This window comes from Marinobacter litoralis (genome assembly GCF_003336705.1).
In the GTDB taxonomy this organism is placed as follows: domain Bacteria; phylum Pseudomonadota; class Gammaproteobacteria; order Pseudomonadales; family Oleiphilaceae; genus Marinobacter; species Marinobacter litoralis.
The window spans coordinates 63,897-83,469 of record NZ_QMDL01000004.1 but is presented as its reverse complement, the minus strand read 5'-3'; the positions used below and the strand labels follow the sequence as shown (position 1 = coordinate 83,469).

17 protein-coding genes and 2 tRNA genes are annotated in these 19,573 nt (G+C 53.1%); 12 read left to right on the top strand and 7 right to left on the bottom strand.

Annotation, left to right across the window (positions count from 1 at the left end; translation table 11 throughout):
- Window position 1: 1 nt before the first annotated feature.
- Genes pilW through der form a run of 7 tightly spaced genes read left to right on the top strand, consistent with a single transcriptional unit; the run spans window position 2 to window position 7,597 of the window.
- Complete coding sequence (pilW, locus tag DOQ08_RS13865) at window positions 2–805, top strand: type IV pilus biogenesis/stability protein PilW (RefSeq protein ID WP_114335586.1); 804 nt, start codon at window positions 2–4, stop codon at window positions 803–805.
- On the top strand, window positions 795–1,775 hold the full coding sequence (locus DOQ08_RS13860) for a RodZ domain-containing protein (RefSeq protein WP_114335585.1): 981 nt from the start codon (window positions 795–797) through the stop codon (window positions 1,773–1,775). Before pilW ends, DOQ08_RS13860 begins: the two co-directional genes overlap by 11 nt.
- A 34-nt stretch (window positions 1,776–1,809) precedes the next feature.
- On the top strand, window positions 1,810–2,928 hold the full coding sequence (gene ispG / locus DOQ08_RS13855) for a flavodoxin-dependent (E)-4-hydroxy-3-methylbut-2-enyl-diphosphate synthase (RefSeq protein ID WP_114335584.1): 1,119 nt from the start codon (window positions 1,810–1,812) through the stop codon (window positions 2,926–2,928).
- Between the two features lie 39 nt (window positions 2,929–2,967).
- Window positions 2,968–4,242 carry a histidine--tRNA ligase gene (gene hisS / locus DOQ08_RS13850; protein ID WP_114335583.1) on the top strand — a complete coding sequence of 425 codons (1,275 nt, stop codon included), beginning with the start codon at window positions 2,968–2,970 and terminating at the stop codon, window positions 4,240–4,242.
- A gap of 50 nt (window positions 4,243–4,292) precedes the next feature.
- Window positions 4,293–4,946, top strand: a complete 654-nt coding sequence (locus tag DOQ08_RS13845; RefSeq protein WP_114335582.1) for a YfgM family protein — start codon at window positions 4,293–4,295, stop codon at window positions 4,944–4,946.
- A complete protein-coding gene (gene bamB / locus DOQ08_RS13840; RefSeq protein ID WP_114335581.1) occupies window positions 4,946–6,115 on the top strand; it encodes an outer membrane protein assembly factor BamB in 1,170 nt (389 codons plus the stop codon). Before DOQ08_RS13845 ends, bamB begins: the two co-directional genes overlap by 1 nt.
- A 60-nt stretch (window positions 6,116–6,175) precedes the next feature.
- Entirely contained in the window at window positions 6,176–7,597 is a 1,422-nt protein-coding gene (der, locus tag DOQ08_RS13835) for a ribosome biogenesis GTPase Der (protein ID WP_114335580.1), read from the top strand.
- Between the two features lie 33 nt (window positions 7,598–7,630).
- Here the strand turns inward: der and pta are convergent, their stop codons facing one another.
- Genes pta through DOQ08_RS13820 form a run of 3 tightly spaced genes read right to left on the bottom strand, consistent with a single transcriptional unit; the run spans window position 7,631 to window position 13,435 of the window.
- A complete protein-coding gene (pta, locus tag DOQ08_RS13830) occupies window positions 7,631–9,784 on the bottom strand; it encodes a phosphate acetyltransferase (protein ID WP_114335579.1) in 2,154 nt (717 codons plus the stop codon).
- A 28-nt stretch (window positions 9,785–9,812) separates the two neighbouring features.
- A complete protein-coding gene (locus DOQ08_RS13825; RefSeq protein WP_114335578.1) occupies window positions 9,813–10,997 on the bottom strand; it encodes an acetate/propionate family kinase in 1,185 nt (394 codons plus the stop codon).
- A gap of 20 nt (window positions 10,998–11,017) precedes the next feature.
- A complete protein-coding gene (locus tag DOQ08_RS13820; RefSeq protein ID WP_114335756.1) occupies window positions 11,018–13,435 on the bottom strand; it encodes a bifunctional diguanylate cyclase/phosphodiesterase in 2,418 nt (805 codons plus the stop codon).
- Window positions 13,436–13,725: 290 nt separating this feature from the next.
- On the opposite strand from DOQ08_RS13820, the gene ccoM reads away from it, so the two are divergent.
- Complete coding sequence (gene ccoM / locus DOQ08_RS16195; RefSeq protein ID WP_319921912.1) at window positions 13,726–13,881, top strand: cytochrome c oxidase subunit CcoM; 156 nt, start codon at window positions 13,726–13,728, stop codon at window positions 13,879–13,881.
- A gap of 7 nt (window positions 13,882–13,888) precedes the next feature.
- Here the strand turns inward: ccoM and DOQ08_RS13815 are convergent.
- The 3 genes from DOQ08_RS13815 to DOQ08_RS13805 form a co-directional block, all read right to left on the bottom strand.
- A tRNA-Glu gene (locus DOQ08_RS13815) sits at window positions 13,889–13,964 on the bottom strand.
- 85 nt (window positions 13,965–14,049) lie between these two features.
- On the bottom strand, window positions 14,050–14,955 hold the full coding sequence (locus tag DOQ08_RS13810) for a TIGR01777 family oxidoreductase (protein WP_114335577.1): 906 nt from the start codon (window positions 14,953–14,955) through the stop codon (window positions 14,050–14,052).
- A 36-nt stretch (window positions 14,956–14,991) separates the two neighbouring features.
- Window positions 14,992–15,369, bottom strand: coding sequence for a sirohydrochlorin chelatase (locus tag DOQ08_RS13805; RefSeq protein ID WP_114335576.1), 378 nt, complete (start codon window positions 15,367–15,369; stop codon window positions 14,992–14,994).
- Window positions 15,370–15,423: 54 nt separating this feature from the next.
- Here DOQ08_RS13805 and DOQ08_RS13800 point away from each other — a divergent pair, with 54 nt between their 5' ends.
- The 4 genes from DOQ08_RS13800 (at window position 15,424) to DOQ08_RS13785 (ending at window position 19,096) form a co-directional block, all read left to right on the top strand.
- Window positions 15,424–16,026 (top strand): DUF924 family protein, encoded by a 603-nt coding sequence (locus DOQ08_RS13800; RefSeq protein ID WP_114335575.1) that lies wholly within the window; start codon window positions 15,424–15,426, stop codon window positions 16,024–16,026.
- Between the two features lie 115 nt (window positions 16,027–16,141).
- Window positions 16,142–16,217 (top strand) — tRNA-Gly (locus DOQ08_RS13795).
- A gap of 138 nt (window positions 16,218–16,355) precedes the next feature.
- A complete protein-coding gene (locus DOQ08_RS13790) occupies window positions 16,356–17,153 on the top strand; it encodes an MOSC domain-containing protein (RefSeq protein ID WP_114335574.1) in 798 nt (265 codons plus the stop codon).
- Between the two features lie 5 nt (window positions 17,154–17,158).
- The gene (locus DOQ08_RS13785) at window positions 17,159–19,096 is read left to right on the top strand and encodes an ATP-binding cassette domain-containing protein (protein WP_114335573.1); all 1,938 of its coding nucleotides are present in this window, start codon (window positions 17,159–17,161) and stop codon (window positions 19,094–19,096) included.
- 43 nt (window positions 19,097–19,139) lie between these two features.
- Here the strand turns inward: DOQ08_RS13785 and DOQ08_RS13780 are convergent, their stop codons facing one another.
- A complete protein-coding gene (locus tag DOQ08_RS13780; RefSeq protein WP_114335572.1) occupies window positions 19,140–19,571 on the bottom strand; it encodes a universal stress protein in 432 nt (143 codons plus the stop codon).
- Window positions 19,572–19,573 lie beyond the last annotated feature (2 nt).

Here is a 19,573-nt window from a genome sequence, read left to right as displayed (position 1 = left end):
GATGGTTAAAAACACAGCCGTAAAACTGGCCACGCTTTCCTTGCTGGTTTTGGGAATGCTCGTTTCAGGCTGCGTAACCACTACAGACAGCCGGTTTACCCGTGAAGCGGATCGCGAAAAAGCCCTTGAGAACTACGTTAAGCTGGCTTCACGGTACATTGGACAGGGGAATCTGACCCGTGCCCGTCATCATCTCGATCGCGCCTTGGAAATTGACGACGACTATGCGCCCGCATTAGCCGCTATGGGATTGGTCTATAGCGCTGAAGGGGACGAGCAGCTGTCAGAACAGAGTTTCAAGGACGCTGTTTCTGCAGATGGCAGTTACACACGTGGCAGGGTGTATTACGGGGCATTCCTATACAGTCAGGGCGATTACGATAAAGCCCGAGCTCAGTTCGCGAAAGCATCTGAAGATACCGCCTACAAAGACCGTAGTGGTGTTTTTTACAATCTTGGGCTGACCCACGAAAAGCTTGGTAATTTAGAGCAGGCCGAGCAAGCCTACCGCAGAGCGGTTGAATTGAGTCGTGGCGAGGCACGTACCCTGTTATCACTGGCCCGTGTTTTGGTGGAGCAGAGCGACTATTCGGCCGCTTCGCGTTATTACTCACGTCTACAGGTCATGATTCAGAACACGCCCAGACTGGTGCATTCTGCCGAGAGTTTGTATACGGGTATTCGAATTGCGCGATATTTTCAGGACCGTGATCAAGAGGCTAGCTTGGCTCTCTTGCTGAAAAATGAGTTCGCCGAGTCTGAGGAATACCAACAATATAAGGTGCTGGTTGCGAATGGTCAGTGATAAGCCGGAAAATTACAGCCCTGCGGAGCCTGTTGGCCAACAGTTAAAGCGAGCACGGGAAGCGAAAGGCTTGTCGGTTTCGGCTGTGGCCGAGCAGCAACACCTTCGCCCTTCGGTAGTTCAGGCAATCGAGGCCGGGGACTACGAAAAAATTGATACCGAACTGTTTCTGAAAGGCTATGTCAGGGCCTACGCCCGGCAAGTAGGTTTGAATGCAGACTCGGTAATCCGTGATCTTGATGCGGAGTTGGCTCCGGCCCGAAAACGGCGCGAAGAGGCTTTGCAAACTAGCCCGCTGGTTGATATTGAGCGCCGCAAAAAACGGAAACAGCGAATTGCCAAAACGATTCTCTGGCTCTTGTTGATTGGCGTGGTTGCGTCTATCGCCTTGTATTTCGTGACGCAAAAGCAAACAGCTAACGAGGACAGTGCCTCGCGTGCTTCTGAAACCGTGATGGATCAGGACGGGGATGTGGCCGAAGAGTTGTCAGAACCGGCTATTGATTCTCCAGCCATTTCTCCTGCCAGGGAAACGGCTGCAACCGATATTCCTGAAAGCGAAGAACCGTTGAGTGAAGCCGACGACCCGCTTCCCATGGCACAAAGCAATGTCGAGGAAACGGAAGTTCTGCCAGATACCTTAGATCCCGTTGAAGAGCCGGCCGCTTCGGACGAGGAGCCGCTTGAGGCAGCCGACGCTGTCGATTCTGTAGCGGAGTCTTCTGTTGGTCGCTTGGAAATGACATTCAGTGGTGACTGCTGGCTAAAAGTTACCGATGCCACCGGCCAGCGTTTGGTTAGTGGCCTACGCCAACAAGGCGACAAGTTAGATGTGCGTGGCACGCCGCCATTAAACGTGGTTGTCGGTGCCATGAGTGCAGTGGAAGTTATCCGGTTTCAAAATGAAACGCTCGATATGGGTAACTTTCGTGTCGTGAACAATCGGTCAGAGTTCACACTCGAACCCTGAATTAAACGTCCGGATATAGTGCTGGTTCCTGTCAATGAAACAAGATTCCCCGATCAAAAGACGTAAATCCCGGCAGATCATGGTTGGTGATGTGCCCGTAGGTGGTGACGCACCCATCGCGGTTCAGAGCATGACCAACACCAATACCTGTGATGTGGCCGCCACGGTAGGTCAAATAAACGCCATTCAGGAAGCAGGGGCTGATATTGTCCGGGTCTCTGTGCCGTCAATGGAGGCTGCAGAAGCATTCGGGCAGATCCGCAAGCAGGTATCGGTTCCGTTGGTTGCCGATATCCATTTTGATCATAAAATCGCGCTTCGGGTTGCCGAACTTGGCGTTGACTGTCTGCGAATCAATCCGGGCAACATTGGTCGAGATGACCGCGTGAGCGCAGTGATCAACGCTGCAAAGGATCGCAATATTCCCATCCGCATCGGCGTGAATGCGGGTTCCCTTGAAAAAGCTTTGCAACGTAAATACGGCGAGCCAACGCCAGAGGCGCTGGTTGAATCTGCCATGCGCCATATAGATATCCTTGATCGTCATGACTTCCAGAACTTCAAGGTCAGCTTGAAGGCGTCAGAGGTATTCATGACGGTAGCGGCCTACCGCCTGATCGCCCAGCAAATTGAACAGCCTTTGCATTTGGGCATCACCGAAGCCGGCGGATTCCGCTCGGGTACCGTGAAGTCCTCGATCGGTCTGGGTATGTTGTTGATGGACGGCATTGGCGACACCATCCGGGTATCGCTGGCTGCCGACCCTGTGCAAGAAATCAAAGTCGGTTTTGATATTCTGAAAAGTCTTCGTTTGCGTAGCCACGGCATTAACTTTATTGCCTGCCCGAGCTGCTCCAGGCAGAACTTCGATGTTATTCAGACCATGAATGACCTCGAAGCACGGCTGGAAGATGTTAACCGCTCGCTGGACGTCGCGATTATCGGCTGCATTGTTAACGGCCCCGGCGAAGCTCGGGAGGCGGATATCGGCCTGACCGGTGGTTCACCGAAGAATCTGTTTTATCTTCACGGAAAGCCTAACCAAAAGTTGGTCAATGAGACGCTGACGGATGACTTGGAGCGGTTGATTCGAGAAGAGGTTGCTCGTCGCGAAGAGCAGGACTCGCTGTTAATTGCAAAGTCCGAAGACTGATCTCCAAACATTTATTTAAGAAGCAATCAGGGTTTTACATTGGCTAAAATTCAGGCAATCCGGGGGATGAATGACATCCTTCCGGACCAGACACCCGTCTGGCAGTACGTTGAATCAACGGTTCGAAAGGTGCTTTCACAATACGGCTATCAGGAAATTCGCATGCCGATTGTGGAGCAAACCGATCTTTTTAAGCGCTCCATCGGCGAAGTTACCGACATCGTTGAAAAAGAAATGTATACCTTCGAGGACCGTAACGGTGACAGCCTGACCTTGCGGCCTGAAGGTACTGCAGGGTGCGTGCGCGCCGCCGAAGAGCATGGATTGCTGTTCAATCAGACCCGCCGCCTTTGGTACACCGGCCCCATGTTCCGTCATGAACGCCCGCAGAAAGGCCGTTATCGCCAGTTCCACCAGATCGGTGTTGAGTGCTTTGGTATGGCCGGTCCGGATATCGATGCGGAACTTTTGATGCTAACGGCGCGCCTGTGGGAAGAATTCGGGTTGTCTGATCATGCCCGTCTGGAAATCAACTCCATTGGCACCAGCGAAGCTCGCAAAGTATACCGCGACGCTCTGGTGAGCTATCTCGAACAGTATCGGGACGAATTGGACGAAGACAGCAAACGCCGCTTGACCACCAATCCGCTTCGTATTTTGGATAGCAAAGATCCGAACACGCGAAAGCTGCTAGAGAATGCTCCAGTTTTGAGCGAGTACCTTGACGAAGAGTCTGTGACGCACTTTGAGCAGCTTAAAGCTTTGCTGGATTCCGCGGGTGTTGCCTATACCGTTAACCCGGCGCTGGTGCGCGGTCTCGATTACTACGGCAAGACAGTTTTCGAATGGGTTACCGAAAGTCTGGGTGCGCAAGGGACGATTTGTGCGGGCGGCCGATACGACGGACTGGTTCAACAGCTAGGCGGTAAACCGATGGTGGCCGTTGGCTTTGCGATGGGTTTGGAGCGACTGATTTTGCTTCTGGAAACTCTTAATCTGGTTCCGGATGAGGTCAATAACGAGGCCGATGTTTATGTAACCGCGATGGGTGAGCAAACGGTTGCTTCGGCCATGGCGATCGCCAACACGCTGAGAAATGCCTTGCCCGGTAAAGTGGTGATTAGCCACTGCGGAGGCGGCAGCTTCAAAAGCCAGATGAAAAAAGCCGATCGCAGCGGCGCTCGTTATGCGGTTATTCTTGGCGAAAACGAAGTGGCGAATGGCACTGTGGGTCTGAAACCCCTGAGGGATGACCAGCCTCAACAGGAAGTCTCGCAGTCAGAATTGGCGAACGTTCTGGCACCTTTGGTATAAAAGAATCGGCCGGACAACGGGCGACAACTAATAATTAAACAGGAGTTTTCATGGCTGAGTTACGCACCGAGGAAGAACAGGTCCAGGCAATCAAGGACTGGTGGAAAAAGAACGGTAGCTCATTGCTCATCGGTATTGGCGCAGCCTTGGCGATCGTGTTCGGATGGCAGGCTTGGCAAAACCATCAGGCCCAAGAGCGTGCAGAAGCCGCGAATCAGTTTACAACGCTATTGACGGCTTTCTCCACCGGTGATGAAGACAGCAACAATACCGTTGAATTCGTGGCGGAGTCTTTGCGCGAAGAGCATGGTAGCAGTGCTTACGCTATCTACGGGAACCTGGTGTTGGCTCGTCAGCAGATGATGGTTGAAAACAACCCCGAAGCGGCTGTTGAATCCCTGAAATGGGCGCTAGACAAGGCTGCCGACTATAAGGCGTTGTCGCTGGTTATTCGCAACCGTCTGGCACAAGCTCAGTTCGCGGCGGGTGAGCACGATGCCGCTCTGTCCACGCTGGATGGTGTAAAAGACGCGCAAACTTTTGCTGCGGTGTTCTCCGAGTTGAGAGGCGACATCCTGCTTGCGAAAGGCGACACTGAAGCCGCCCGCGAAGCGTATCTGGCGGCTAGAAAGCAAGGCCAAGCACGTGGTGGCGATCTATTGGAACTCAAACTGTCTGACCTTGGTGTCGGGGAGGGCGCTTAATGCCTTTCGGGCGTAACAAACCGTTCTCTCTAGCAGCGGCAAGCGCGTTTCTAGCCTTGTTGCTGGCCGGTTGCAGTACAACGGATACGTTTGAGCAGCCAGCTCCGGTACCAGAGATAGAAGCCTCTGTTGAATTTGAACGTGTCTGGAAAATGTCTGTCGGCGACGGACATGACGGAGAGTTCCTGCAGTTGGCGCCTCTTTACGCGGGTGACGTTATCTATGCTGCCTCTGCGGATGGCGAAGTGGTCACGGTAGCCGCGGAAGACGGGAAAGTGGTTTGGGAGAAAGAGCTCAACGACCGAATTTTCGCTGGGCCTGGTGCCGATGGTCGGCAGCTTTATCTGGTTACCCGCGATGCAGAACTGGTTGCACTGTCCAGTGAAGATGGCAGCGAAAACTGGCGTGTTGACTTGCCGACAGAAGTATTGGCAGCGCCGCAATCAAACGGTTCCTTGGTCGTTGTTCAAACCACCGATGGACGCGTGATCAGCTTCGATTCCGACAAGGGCGAACAGCTGTGGCAGTATGAAGCGCAAGTGCCGGTGCTCACTATGCGAACAGCCGCGGCCCCCTTAGTGGGTGCTGATATTGTAATTGCCTCGTTCGCGAATGGTCGGGTAATTGCGCTGACGGCCGAGAATGGCCAGCCGGTGTGGCAGTATCAGGTGGGCCAGGCACAAGGGCGTACTGAACTGGAGCGACTGGTTGATATTGGCGGGCAGCCCCTGGTATTGGATTCCGCTATTATGGTAGTGGGTTATCAGGGCAAACTTGCGCTGATTGATATTCGCTCAGGTCAGGAAATCTGGAGCCGCACGGCATCCAGTTACTATTCTCCAGCGATTGGTAACGGGAATATCTTCCTTGCCGCGGCAAACGGTGACGTTGTCGCATTGCGCGGCAATGACCGTCGTGAGCTCTGGGTACAAAGTGATTTGGCATGGCGTCAGGTCACACGTCCGGCGGTAACCGGAGAGTACATGGTTGTCGGGGACTATGAAGGCTATCTGCATGTTTTGCAGATGAGCGATGGTAGCTTGGTCGGCCAGACGAAATATGACAGTGACGGTATCCGCGTACCTGTCCAGGTTCTCAGTAATGGTAACCTCTTGGTTTATGGTAACGGTGGCAAAATGTCGGTTCTTAAGCTTGAGCAAGACGACTGAAGCCCCGCTGAAATGACCCGGCTCAGGCCGGGTTTTTGTTTCTTTGTATAGCAGATCATTATGACCCCAGTAATTGCCCTTGTAGGACGCCCTAACGTAGGCAAGTCCACCTTGTTTAACCAAATGACCCGGACTCGGGACGCGTTGGTTGCGGATTTTCCGGGACTAACCCGTGACCGTAAGTACGGCGAAGGTTTCTACGAGGATCGAAAGTTTATTGTTATCGATACTGGAGGACTTACAGGCCAAGAGGCCGGTTTGGACTCGGAAATGGCCCAGCAGTCCCTTCAGGCCGTTGACGAGGCAGACATCGTATTGTTTCTGGTGGATGGCCGCGCTGGTTTGACCGCCGGCGATGAAGTCATTGCAGACCATCTTCGCCGCTCGGATAAGCAAGCCCATTTGGTGGTGAATAAAACCGATGGCCAAGATCCCGACGTGGCGGCAGCTGATTTTTACAAGTTGGGTTTTCAGTCCGTTTTCATGATCGCAGCCGCTCATAACCGGGGTGTTCGTTCCTTGTTGGAGCATCTGCTTCCCGAGCCTGAAGAGCCGCACGAGCAAGATCGGGCCGATCGCTACCCGGGCATTCGTATTGGTGTAGTGGGGCGTCCTAACGTGGGTAAATCCACGCTGGTGAATCGCATGCTCGGGGAAGAGCGAGTGGTGGTTTATGACATGCCCGGCACAACCCGTGACAGCATATACATTCCGTACGAACGGCATGGTCACGAATATACCTTGATTGATACGGCGGGTGTGCGTCGTAGGAAGAATGTAAAGGAAGTGGTCGAGAAGTTTTCCATCATCAAAACCTTGCAAGCGATTGATGATGCCCATGTGGTGATTTTGGTCATTGATGCCCGGGAAGGGCTGGTTGATCAGGATTTGCACCTGATTGGTTTCGTGCTGGATGCGGGCCGTTCGTTGGTCATTGCTATCAACAAGTGGGATGGCATGGATTCGGAAGATCGCGCCAAGGTCAAAGAGCAAGTGGCGCGTCGTCTGGATTTTCTCGATTACGCCGACAAGTACTATATCTCAGCCCTACACGGTACCGGTGTTGGCACCATGTATGAGTCTGTGCAGGCCAGTTACGAATCCTCAATGGCCAAGTGGCCGACGAACCGCTTGACCGCCATTCTCGAAGACGCGATAGCCCAGCACCAGCCTCCTATGGTTCACGGACGGAGGATCAAACTTCGATACGCGCACCAGGGTGGATCTAATCCGCCAGTGATCGTCGTGCACGGTAACCAGGTTGGGTCTTTGCCTGGCGCGTATAAGCGCTACCTGGAAAACACGTTCCGCAAGGTGTTAAAAGTGGTTGGCTCGCCCATTCGCTTCGAGTTCCGCGGTGGCGAAAACCCCTTCGCGAATAAAGTAGACCGGCTTACTCCGCGGCAGCGGGTCAAGAAAGATAACGATATGAAGAAAGGGCGTATCGTGAAAAAAGTACGGCAGAAAAGCACAAAACGCTGATCTGCCGGGCTACCTGCCGGTTTAGGGAGCGGCTTAGGCCGCTCCTGCATCTTCTACCTGCTTCGCTTGGACGCTTGTCAGAGCGATGGTGAAGACAATATCTTCCACCAATGCACCTCGCGACAAATCATTGACCGGCTTTCTCAGGCCCTGCAGCATTGGGCCAACACTGACTACGTTAGCGCTGCGCTGAACCGCTTTGTACGTTGTATTGCCGGTGTTGAGGTCGGGGAATACGAAGACGGTTGCCTTGCCCGCCACCTTGCTGTCTGGTGCCTTTGATCTGCCTACGCTCTCGATAACCGCAGCGTCGTACTGCAAAGGACCGTCGATCAATAGATCCGGTCGGCGTTCACGGGCAATGCGCGTTGCTTCCCGTACTTTTTCGACATCTTGCCCGGTTCCGGATTCACCTGTGCTGTAGCTGATCATGGCGACAACGGGTTCGATCCCGAACGCTTCTGCTGACTCGGCACTTTGTATCGCGATGTCTGCCAGTTCCTCGGCGTTTGGATCGGGGTTAATCGCGCAGTCACCGTATACCAGCACCTGTTGCGGTAGCAGCATGAAAAAGACAGACGAAACGACTTTGGCGTTGTCGTGGGTCTTGATCAATTGCAGAGCAGGGCGAACGGTGTTCGCGGTGGTGTGAATCGCACCGGAGACGAGGCCGTCGGCCTCATCCATGGCAACCATCATGGTGCCCAGTACAACGTTGTCTTCGAGGAGAGCTTCTGCTTGGTCCGCCGTCAGGCCTTTGTGTTTACGAAGCTCCACCATGGGGGCGATATAGCGTTCACGAACCGATTGGGGATCAATAATTTCCATATCATCCGGGATGATCACGCCCAGAGAATCGGCAACGGATTGCACTTCTTGCGGCGCGGCGATCAGTGCGCAGCGAGCGAGGCCTCTTTCGTGGCAGATAATCGCCGCTTGAACGGTTCTCGGTTCGCTGCCTTCGGGAAGAACGATGCGCTTATCCGCTGCACGGGAGCGTTCGGAAAGCTGGTAACGGAATGCCGGCGGAGAGAGGCGGCGTTGCCGGGTTACTTTCAGATGCTCTTCCAGCCATGCCGTATCGATGTTTTTGGCTACCGCCTCCATGGTTTGCTCAACACGCTCGGTATCATCAATCGGTACCGCGGGAGAGAGGCTGGCGAGTCTGTTAGCTGACTCGTAAGTATTGTTATTCGAGGCTAGAATCGGGAGTCCTGTATCGAGTGCGCGTCGGCAAAGCTCGATAATATTGTCATCAGGCATCAAACCACCGGTCAGTACCAAACCCGCAAGAGGCACGCCGTTCAGGGCAGCAACGGCGGTTGTCACGATGATGTCATCGCGATCCCCGGGGGTCACCAAAAGGGTGCCGGGCCTTAGTATGTCTGTCATGTTGCGTATGGTACGGGCGCAGACAGATACTTTTTGTACCCGACGTTGGTGCATTTGGCCTTCGTATAGCACCTTTATGCCCAGCTCTCGCGCCACATCTGAAACGCGCGGCGCAAGGAGTTGCGGGTCCCAGGGAATTTGCCCCAGAAGATGGAAGCGCCCGGTTGAGAACACTTTGCACGAGTCGTGGAAGTTAATCCGAGGTGTCTGATCTTGGGATTCGAGCGACAGATCGGGGCGGGATTGACGTGGTTCGCCCACTTTGTTGAGTATAACTGCAATCACTTCCGGGTCAGACGGTGCTGCGAAAAGCCGCGCCGAGAAATCGAGTTCCTCGTCCAGCTCTTTCGCTGAGCAGTCTTTGGGAGCACTTACCAGAATAACTTCGGAGCCCAGGTTGCGTGCTACTTCAACATTCAGCCGCGCAATGTAGGTTTCGCCGCTGTCCGGTACAAGGCCTTCAATGATGACCACATCGACTTCTTTGGCGACTTTCTGGTACTCACCGACGACGTTTTCAAGCAGTAGATCGGCTTTTCCGCGATTGAGTAACTGCTGCGCTTCTTTTAGGGGGATCGGGTCCGGAACTTGCTGGTCACCGTGTGCACGTACAAATGCGACAGAGGAGTCTTTGCCGTCATTGTGTATTGCCTCTCCTTGGTGAACCGACTGAGTGAACGGTTTGTAGAACCCAACGCTAACCCCTTCTTGTTCCAACGCTCTAAGTAGCCCCAGACATACCGAGGTTAAACCTGAATTCATTGAAGTAGGCGCAATAAAAAGACTTTTTGCCATATCGTATCCAAATTAAATTCGTGAGTGATTAGAGTCTGGCCAGCCGGCTGGCTTCCCGGGCGATCACCAATTCTTCATTGGTTGGAATAGTGAGAATCGGGAAGCGGGAATCGGCATGGCTCACCCGGTTGTCGGTTTGTTTGCCATGCTGCTGGTTTCGTTCGGGGTCAATTGTCAGGCCGAGCAAACTCAAATGCTTGATGGTTTCCTGCCTAACCTCAGCGCTGTTTTCGCCGATCCCGCCGGTAAAGACCACGGCATCCAAATGGGTAAGCGAGGCGGTCATGGCGCCGATATAGCGCGCCAACCTGAAACAGAATACGTCTATCGCCAAACGTGCGGGTTTGTCGCCCTTCTCGGCAAGCTCACACAGGGTACGCATGTCGTTGGTATGACCAGACAGCCCCATTAGCCCGCTGTCGTTGTTGAGCATGGTGTGGACTTCGCTGGCGCTCACGCCGCGGCCGGATAGATAGTCAAATAACCCCGGGTCAACGTCACCGCTGCGTGTGCCCATCACCAGACCTTCCAGCGGCGTTAGACCCATGCTGGTGTCTACGCTTTTGCCGTCTTGTATAGCTGTGATGCTACAGCCATTACCCAGGTGGGCAGAAATAATGGATGTATTCTCCACGGCCTTGCCAAGCAATCGGGCCGCTTCCTGGGCCATAAAATGATGACTGGTGCCGTGAAAGCCGTAGCGGCGCACCCCCCAGACTTCGTAGCAGTGTTTTGGCAAAGCGTATCGGTATGCCTTTTCAGGCAGCGATTGGTGATAGGCTGTGTCAAAAACCGCTACCTGCGGTACCGACGGAAACAGTGATTGCATGGCATCTATGCCAACCAGATTCACCGGGTTGTGAAGAGGAGCAAGGCCGGAAACCTTTTCGATGGCGGTTATTGTCTTGCTGTCGATCAGTGCTGCTTCACGAAAGGTTTCGCCCCCGTGTACTACCCGGTGGCCGATGGCCAGCGGCTGGCCTTGAAGCAGTTCTTTTCGAGTAAAGGTTTCGATGAGAATCTGAAGCGCCTGTTGGTGATCAGCCCCCGCAGGAAGTTCTATCGGTTCAGGGCTGCCAGATATTCGGGCGATGGCATCTTTTTTGTTCAGTTTTTCGGCAAGCGCCGATGCTTTTTTTTGATGATGTTTGTCGAAAAGCGCCAGCTTCACAGAGGAGCTGCCACTGTTTACAACCAGTATCGAATCTTCCATGGGTAATGCCGTTTTGATGCTTAGGGATGGGCTCGGTGATTATTTTCGAGCCAGTGGATAAATTCCTGCTCTGGCAGGGGGCGGCTATAAAAGTAGCCTTGGGAATAATCACAATGCTCCGACTTCAGGAAGTGCGTTTGCGCTTCTTCTTCGACGCCTTCTGCGATGACCGTTAAGCCCAGGCTGTGCGCCATGTTAATGATGGCCCGGACCAACGCTGAGTCGTCGGTATCCGTAAGAACGTCTTGAATGAATGACCTGTCAATTTTAAGCGTATCAAAGGGATACGTCTTGAGATAGCTCAAGGCTGAGTAACCCGTTCCGAAATCGTCAACTGACAGCCGAATGCCGGCGGCATCCAGTTGCCTGAGAATGTCGGCCGTTTCGATCGTATTGTCCAGAATCAGCCGTTCGGTAATTTCCAGTTCGAGCAATTCGGGTTTGAGGTGGCTGTCAGCAAGCGCCTTTAGCACAATGTCGGTGAATCCCGGATCTCTGAATTGTCTGGGTGAAACGTTAACGGCAATCCCTATGTCGTATCCGGTCAGGGCTTGCCAGCATTGGGCAGCCTTGCAGGCCTCTTGGATAACCCATTCGCCGATGGGGATGATCAGGCCGGTTTCTTCCGCCAGAGGAATAAACCGGTCCGGCATGACAGTACCAAGCGAGGGGTTGTTCCATCGCAGCAGAGCTTCGGTCGCCATCAGTTTGCCTGACGAGGTCTCAACAATCGGTTGAAATACCAATTGGAACTCATTGAGTTCTAAGGCCTTTCGCATGTGGGATTCCATGTGAAGGCGTTCGTGGGAAACCTCGGTCATTTCCGGTGTAAAGAGAGCGTAGGAGCTTTTACCCTGGTGTTTGGCTTCATACATCGCGGCATCGGCATGTTGGAGGAGCGATCCGCTGGTGTCGGCATCGTCCGGAAATATGGCAATGCCGATACTGGTTGTCACGAAGACTTCCTGGCCATGAAGCAGGAATGGGGATGAGAATGTGAGCAAAATACGCTGGGCAACCTGCCGGGCATCGTTCACGTCGGTCAGCCCCGGAAGTATCACCAGAAACTCATCGCCCCCGAGCCTTGCCACGGTGCTCGTGCCCCGAAGGCAGCTCGATACCCTGCGTGCTGCTTCCACTAACAAGGTGTCGCCCGCATCATGACCGAGTGTGTCGTTAATGTGTTTGAAGTTGTCGAGGTCGAGAAACATAACGCCGACTTGTGTGGTGTCTCTGCGCGCTTGTGCAATGGCCAGTTTCAAGCGGTCGAGAGCGAGCATTCGGTTCGGCAGGCCGGTGAGGATATCGTAGTTAGCTTGCCTGAGTAGTTGTTGCTCATAGCGTTTGCGAATGCTGATGTCTTCCCCAAGTATCAGGAAGCCAGTGGTTTCATCATTCGCACCTTTGATCGGTGTGATGACCAGTTGTTCCCAGTAGCGTTCGCCATTAGAGCGCGAGCTGTTCACCTCGCCTTGCCATACGCCGACCCGCTGGACCTGGAGGCGTACCGACTGCCAAAGCTGCTCGGCTTCACGCTCTCCCATACTTTGGCTGATCAGACTGGATGGATGCTGATTTTTAATGTCTTCGGGGCGGTGGCCGGTAAGTTGCAGGAACTTCCGGTTGGCGTACTCAATGTGCCAGTGTTTGTCGCAAATTAAAACGGATGACGGGCTTTGGTCTATGGCTTTCGAGAACTTCAGAATCTCGGCAGCATCGTGTTCCCGGCGTGCTATATCTTCATTCAACCTTTCTCGCATCTGGTTGATGGCATCCGTCACCATGCCTAGCTCATCTTTAAAGTGATTTTTCGGCTCGGGGCGGTCCAGTAGTAAGGGACGGCTAAGGTCATCAAGCGACAGATCACGAGTGTACTCCGCCATGGCGGTCAGGTGGCGGGTAACCAAATGCCGGAAGATGGATAGGATCACAATAGAAACCACAAAGATGGTCAGGAACTGGGTAATCAGCGTAACGCCAATCTTTGTCTGCAGGTCTTCGTACACGCGGTCGAGACTTGCTGTGACGGTCAGATGCCCAAGCTTGAACAGCTCGCCCTCATGATGGTCGAGGGCAAAACTGTGACTAAGCGTGTTGGAGCCATCGGGTAGCTTGCCCATGATCAATTCTGAATCGGGCTCGATGCGAAGGCGCAAATGAGAGATGTCAGGCAGGCTTAATATACCTTCCATCTGGGTTTGCAGCAGCTTTTGGTCCAATGCCCATAAGCTTCGGGTGAGGCTTGATGCGTAACCGGATTCAATGACTTCCATTCTGTCTTCTATATCATTCAGATCTTTTCGGTAATCTGAGTAGATCTGCACGCCTGATGCCAGAAGAGTTAATGCCGAGCTGAAGACAAGTATCCAGCTGAGAAGCCGGAACGAGAGGGGAGAAGTGCGTCGGAATCGTCTTAGACGACTGGAGATATCGGGCATGTTGTTAGTTTGGTCACCGCATGAGGTTCCGAGCTGAGTCGCCATGTCCTTGGCAATCCCTAAATTGAATGTGTAAACGGATCAGTTAAAAACTGACTATAGCAGCAGTTTTTTTTAAATGCTTAGGATTTGCGTTTCCGCAACAGTAAAAAGGAGGCGCACTTCTCAGGTTTGGCTGTTGAGCTTGTCAACGCAGAGGACTTGATGCAGATCAATACTAAATTTTCGGGACCGCGTAACCTGAGTTCAATCAATTTAAAGAAGCTAGAGCCGTCGTGCTGGGGGTATTTATGTTTATGGATGTGGTTGTGTTCGCGGGAATCGCAACTGTGCTTTTGATGATCAGCTTTTTCGTTGGTGTTGGAATCTTTGTGGTCAAAGATCAGGAGCGGCACGAACGGAAAGCGAAAGGGAAAAGTGGCCGAAGCCAGATAGGCGTATCGTAGAAAAAATTGGCGTCCCCTAGGGGGTTCGAACCCCTGTTGCCGCCGTGAAAGGGCGGAGTCCTAGGCCACTAGACGAAGGGGACGCAACGTTTCTTGACTTGCCTCGTCGAGATGGCGCGTATATTAAGTATCGACCGGCGAGGTGTCAACGATTATTTTCAAAAAGTTTTATTTTTTTATGCTGATGTTTAATGCCTCCTCTAAAACGGGGTGGCTAAACTTGAAGCCTTCGGATTGCAGTCGAGCTGGTATCGCCTTTTGACCTGTCAAAAGTAGTCCTGACATTTCGCCCAATAGCATTCTTAAAGCACGTGCGGGCACCGGGAGCAGAGCCGGGCGTTTGAGTACGTGTGCAAATGCACGCGTAAACTCGACGTTGGTGACCGGGTTGGGGCTCACCATATTGTAGGCGCCTTGGGCTAAATGGTTATCCAGCATCCAGATCAGGCCAGCTACCACGTCGGTTCGGTGCACCCAAGGCATATATTGTTCACCGCTACCGAGTTTTCCTCCGAGTCCGAACTTGAACGGCAGCGTCATTCGTTCAAGAAAACCGCCACCTTTCCCGACAACTAGCCCGGTGCGTGACAGGCATACCCGCACAGCATCAGCTTGCAGCGTGCGCGCCGCGTCTTCCCATTCTGCGCAGAGTCTGTGAGTAAACTCCGGGTTAGGCGCAGTGTCTTCGGTAACAAGGTGGTTGCCTTGGTCGCCGTAGAAACCGACGGCTGAGCCTGAAATGAGTACTTGCGGTAGTTCTTCCCAGGATCTAACTACGTCAATTAGCGCAAGTGTGAGCGCGACTCGACTGTCTAACAGTGTGGCTTTTCGTTCGGCGGTCCAGCGCTTGTCTGCGATGCCTTCCCCTGCAAGGTTGAATACAGCATCAAACCCCGGGTGGGATTTCAAATAATTCAGATCAGAAACCGGCTCAACCTTGCCGCAAATAGATTTAACGGTTGCGGGTTTTTGTCGACTTAAGACGGTCAGGGTGTGGCCAGCCTTTAGTAGCTGTTTGCACAACTCTCGTCCGATGAACCCAGTGCCTCCAGTGATAAGGATCTTCTTTGGCATGCCGGCCTCCCGGATTCTTTTAAATGAACCGTGTGTTTAATTGGCAGTTTTAGCCAGTTCTTCCTGCACAACATCCCTTATAGCCAGTCCAAGCTGGGGGTTGTATCCGATTGGGTCTGCCAGTCGCATGGATACGTTGTGCTCCTGCTCGATCTCTTTGATCATAGCAGGTACGTCTTTGCGCAAATGTCTGCCGGCGGCAAGAAACAGAGGGACTACAGTAAACTGACTGGCTCCGCTAGCTCGCGCTTGGGCAACAATTGTTTCCATCGACGGCTCGGCAAGCTCCATATAGGCGATAGTGGCGTTCTCTATAGAGTTGAGAGTGGGTTCTGCGAGCTTCTCGAAGGTTTCGCACCAGCGTTTGTCGCTGCTGCCGTGGGCAAGCAAAATGATATGGTGCGTACTGGACATAACATCTCCGGTTTGGTCTGCGGGTATTGGTTTAATGTATCAGGGAGTTGAGTAATGTTCGATTGGAAAGAGCTTTTGGATTTCTGGTTTGGAGAATTAGATGACCAGGGGCTTCCGGATAGATTTCATCGAAATCGCTGGTTTCGGTCTGATCGGGCGTTTGATCGCGAGATAAGACGGCGCTTTATGTCGTTGGTGGTTTTTGCTTCAGAGCAGGGGTTGGAAAATTGGCGTACCCAGGCGGGCGGCGCTTTGGCTGAGATTCTTTTGTTGGACCAGTTTACTCGCAACATATACCGGGGCACGTCATTAGCCTTCGAGCATGACCGGCTCGCCCGTGAGCGGTGTAAAGCGGCGATGAACAGGGGCTTTGATGTGGCATTGCCTTCGGTCATGCGCGCGTTCGTTTATATGCCGCTTCAGCACTCGGAACGGCTTCATGACCAAGAGCTGTCAGTGCAGTGCTACCGTCAACTCGCAGCGACGGAGAGTGGCGTGCTGGGCGATTTCCTGGAGAGTTTTGTGCAGTCAGCGGAAGATCATCGGGAGGTTGTTCGAAAGTTTGGGCGGTTTCCGCATCGAAATAGGGTGCTCGGGCGGGTTTCTACCGAAGAGGAGGAAATCTATCTAAAAAGTGGTTCCAGATATGGTCAATAGGTTGTTATCTGAGCAATTTATAGAATTTGAAAAAAAGTTATAGAAAACGGTTGACGACCGGGCCGGGATCAGTAGAATACGCAGCCGTTGAGAGGCAATGCCTCACAGCCGAAAAGCGGGAATAGCTCAGTTGGTAGAGCACAACCTTGCCAAGGTTGGGGTCGCGAGTTCGAATCTCGTTTCCCGCTCCAGAATTCAGAAAAACCCGACCTTTGTGTCGGGTTTTTTGCTATTTGTCCACGGTCTTTTGGTCCCTTTCTGCGTTAGCTGTCCGCCTCGGTTATACTCTGGCGTTTCATTAGTGTAGCCGCCTGCCGGAAGAGTTCCTTATGAACGTACAGTCTCTCTTTATATACCCGGTAAAATCGCTTGCTGGTGTTCCGGTGTCGAGCCTGGAGCTCGATGATTTTGGCCCTTCCGGTGATCGTCGTTGGATGATTGTTGATGTGGGCGGGAAGTTCGTCACCCAAAGACGATTGCCCCGTTTGGCATTGATTGGGGTTGTTCTGGTCGATGGGGTGGTGAGCATTCAAATTCCGGGCGAGGGAGAATTCCCGTTGACGCCCGCCGCCGAGCAGCAGCAAGTAACGGTATGGCGCGATGAGGTGCTTGCCAGTGCCGCGCAATCTGCTGTCAGTGAGGCGCTAAGCCGTTTCTGTGGTGAACCTTTGCGTCTGGTGTATATGCCAGACTCAACGTTTCGTAGAGTGGATCCGGAGCGGGTTGCGGATGTGCGCCGAGTCGGTTTTGCCGATGGCTTCCCTTTTCTTATTGCTAATGCAGCGTCACTTGATGAGCTCAACAGCCGTCTTGCGGAAGCGGTCGATATGCGCCGTTTCCGTCCCAATATTGTAATCTCCGGAGCGCAGCCTTGGGCTGAAGATCAGTGGCGTGAGCTAAAGGTCGGTGGTTTTTGTTTTCGGGTGGTTAAACCCTGCTCCCGGTGTGTTCTGACAACCGTCCACCCGGACACAGGGCAGAAAGATCCGGGTACAGAGCCGCTTAAGACTCTCTCGGGTTACCGCAAAACCCCGGATGGCGTGATATTTGGTCAAAACGCGGTGCACGACGGTCGCGGAAGTGTTGTAGTAGGGGATTCCGTTTCTATTATCGAGCAGGAGTGTTGAATACAGTGCCTTTGTTAACCCTGGATAAAATATCCCTGTCGTTTGGTATGCACCCATTATTGGATGGTGCATCTTTGATTATTGAGCCAGGCGAGCGGGTGTGTTTGCTTGGCCGCAATGGCGAGGGAAAATCGACACTCCTCAAAATCGTTAAAGGTGATATCACGCCGGAAAATGGAGTGGTGCGATTGGAAGAGGGGGCTGTGTTATCGGTGTTGCCTCAGAATCTGCCGTCAGAAGATTCCCGCACGGCCTATGAGGTGGTTGCATCAGCTTTCCCTGAAACCGGCGAATTGCTGGCTCAGTTCCACCAATTGTCTCAGCAAGCCGACGAGGCCAGTCTGAATAAAATGATGGTGGTTCAGGAGCGGTTGGAGGCTCTTGATGGTTGGCGCCTCGATCAAAAAGTAACCACGATATTGGCGCAGTATGGTGTAGAGCCTGATCGGGCTCTGAATACGCTCTCGGGTGGTTGGCAGCGCCGCGTTTTGTTGGCAAAAGCGCTGGTGGCTGAACCGGATGTGTTGCTTTTGGATGAGCCGACTAACCACTTGGATGTGCCGGCGATTGCCTGGCTTGAGGAGGCCTTGTCGCAGTTCCGTGGAGCGATGTTGTTCGTGAGCCACGACCGGGCGTTCATTCGCCGTATGGCGACTCGCGTGGTTGAGCTGGATCGTGGGCAGCTTGTCAGTTTTTCGGCAACCTATGATAAATATTTGGAGCTCAAGGAAAAGGCGCTCGAGGAAGAGGAGCGCCAGAACGCTCTGTTTGATAAGAGGTTAAAGCAGGAAGAAGCTTGGATTCGGCAGGGCATCAAGGCCCGAAGAACTCGAAATATGGGGCGAGTGCGCCACTTGAAAGCGATGCGGGAAGAGCATCGACAGAGGAGGGTGCGTGGAGGCATCGCCAGTTTCGCTGTTGAAGAGGCCGCACGCTCCGGTAAGTTGGTCGCAGAAGCAAAACATGCCGATTTTGCCTATCCCGGCCAGGCGCCGGTCATTCGCGATTTGGATCTAACAGTTCTGCGAGGCGACAAAATTGGTCTGGTTGGCGAAAACGGTACCGGCAAGACGACGCTGGTGCGGTTGCTGTTGGGTGAGTTGGAGCCCAGCTCTGGCAGCATCCGGTTAGGCACTAATCTGAAAGTTGCGTATTTTGATCAACTCCGAGGTGAGTTGGATCTTGATAAAAACGCCCTTGATAACCTCTCCGAAGGGCGTGAATTCATTGAAATAAATGGGCAGAGTAAGCACGTTCTTGGCTATTTGCAGGAGTTTCTGTTTACTCCGGAGCGAGCTCGTTCCCCGGTCAGCGTGTTTTCAGGGGGTGAAAGGGCGAGGCTGTTGTTGGCCAAATTGTTCAGTAAGCCTGCAAACATTCTGGTTCTGGATGAGCCCACCAACGATTTGGACGTAGAGACGTTAGAGCTGCTCGAAGAGCAGGTGTCTGAGTTCAAAGGAACGGTTCTTGTCATCAGTCATGACCGCGAATTTCTCGATAACGTGGTGACTGATGTGATCTTTCTGGATGGCACCGGAGTGGCACGTGAGTACGTGGGCGGGTACACGGATTGGCGGCGACAGGGGGGTGTTTTCCCATCTGAAGCAACAGGAAATCGTCCCGACAAGCAAGATAAGCGTGGCAAAGAAAAGGTTGTAACTGAACCGGCTAAACCTGAAGAAGGCGCTGCTAAACCATCGTTAAAGCCGAAACCGGTCAAGCTAAGCTATAAACTCAAGCTTGAGCTCGAGCAGTTGCCGGGCAAGATCGAGCAGCTTGAAACTCGTGTGGCGGCTTTGCAGGAAGAGATCTCTGCTCCAGAATTCTACTCTAGAGCACCTGAAGAGGTGGCCCATACTCTGGAGGCCTTAAATGAGGCTGAAACAGAGCTTGAGACTGTGATTGAGCGCTGGATGGAGCTGGAAGAGCAGGCTGCTCAATGAATCTAAGGGGGGGGGCATAAAGTTGCCCCCGTTTTGATCGGGCTCAGTGTATTCTGATCGCCATGACATCGCACTCTGTACCGTGCAAAACACCGTTGGCTGTGGAGCCTAGCAGTAGCTGAATACCTTTGCGGCCATGGCTTCCGACTATCGTCAGGTCTATATCGTGTTCGGCTACCAACCGGTGTATCTCAGACTCTGGCCGGCCAACCGTCACAATCTGGTCTTCTTTACGAATGCCATACTGCTCGCCGTATTTCCCGAGTTGCTCTCTTGCAGCCTTATCTAGCTGGTCCTGTAGTTCCGAGAGATCCATAGGTATATCGCCGCCATAAGCATAGCCAACCGGCTCTACTACGTGTGCAAGGATCAGCTTTGCGCCGTGGGCTTCACAAATCGCTTTCGCTTTGTCCAGCACTTGCGGGGCCTCTTCCGTCAAGTCGATCGCTACCAGCATTCGTTTGTACGTCGGCATGC

Coding starts and splice junctions, on each gene's coding strand:
- pilW (WP_114335586.1), top strand. CDS start 2: ATGGTTAAAAACACAGCCGTAAAACTGGCCACGCTTTCCTTGCTGGTT.
- DOQ08_RS13860 (WP_114335585.1), top strand. CDS start 795: ATGGTCAGTGATAAGCCGGAAAATTACAGCCCTGCGGAGCCTGTTGGC.
- ispG (WP_114335584.1), top strand. CDS start 1,810: ATGAAACAAGATTCCCCGATCAAAAGACGTAAATCCCGGCAGATCATG.
- DOQ08_RS13845 (WP_114335582.1), top strand. CDS start 4,293: ATGGCTGAGTTACGCACCGAGGAAGAACAGGTCCAGGCAATCAAGGAC.
- bamB (WP_114335581.1), top strand. CDS start 4,946: ATGCCTTTCGGGCGTAACAAACCGTTCTCTCTAGCAGCGGCAAGCGCG.
- der (WP_114335580.1), top strand. CDS start 6,176: ATGACCCCAGTAATTGCCCTTGTAGGACGCCCTAACGTAGGCAAGTCC.
- pta (WP_114335579.1), bottom strand. CDS start 9,784: ATGGCAAAAAGTCTTTTTATTGCGCCTACTTCAATGAATTCAGGTTTA.
- DOQ08_RS13825 (WP_114335578.1), bottom strand. CDS start 10,997: ATGGAAGATTCGATACTGGTTGTAAACAGTGGCAGCTCCTCTGTGAAG.
- DOQ08_RS13820 (WP_114335756.1), bottom strand. CDS start 13,435: ATGCCCGATATCTCCAGTCGTCTAAGACGATTCCGACGCACTTCTCCC.
- ccoM (WP_319921912.1), top strand. CDS start 13,726: ATGTTTATGGATGTGGTTGTGTTCGCGGGAATCGCAACTGTGCTTTTG.
- DOQ08_RS13810 (WP_114335577.1), bottom strand. CDS start 14,955: ATGCCAAAGAAGATCCTTATCACTGGAGGCACTGGGTTCATCGGACGA.
- DOQ08_RS13805 (WP_114335576.1), bottom strand. CDS start 15,369: ATGTCCAGTACGCACCATATCATTTTGCTTGCCCACGGCAGCAGCGAC.
- DOQ08_RS13800 (WP_114335575.1), top strand. CDS start 15,424: ATGTTCGATTGGAAAGAGCTTTTGGATTTCTGGTTTGGAGAATTAGAT.
- DOQ08_RS13790 (WP_114335574.1), top strand. CDS start 16,356: ATGAACGTACAGTCTCTCTTTATATACCCGGTAAAATCGCTTGCTGGT.
- DOQ08_RS13780 (WP_114335572.1), bottom strand. CDS start 19,571: ATGCCGACGTACAAACGAATGCTGGTAGCGATCGACTTGACGGAAGAG.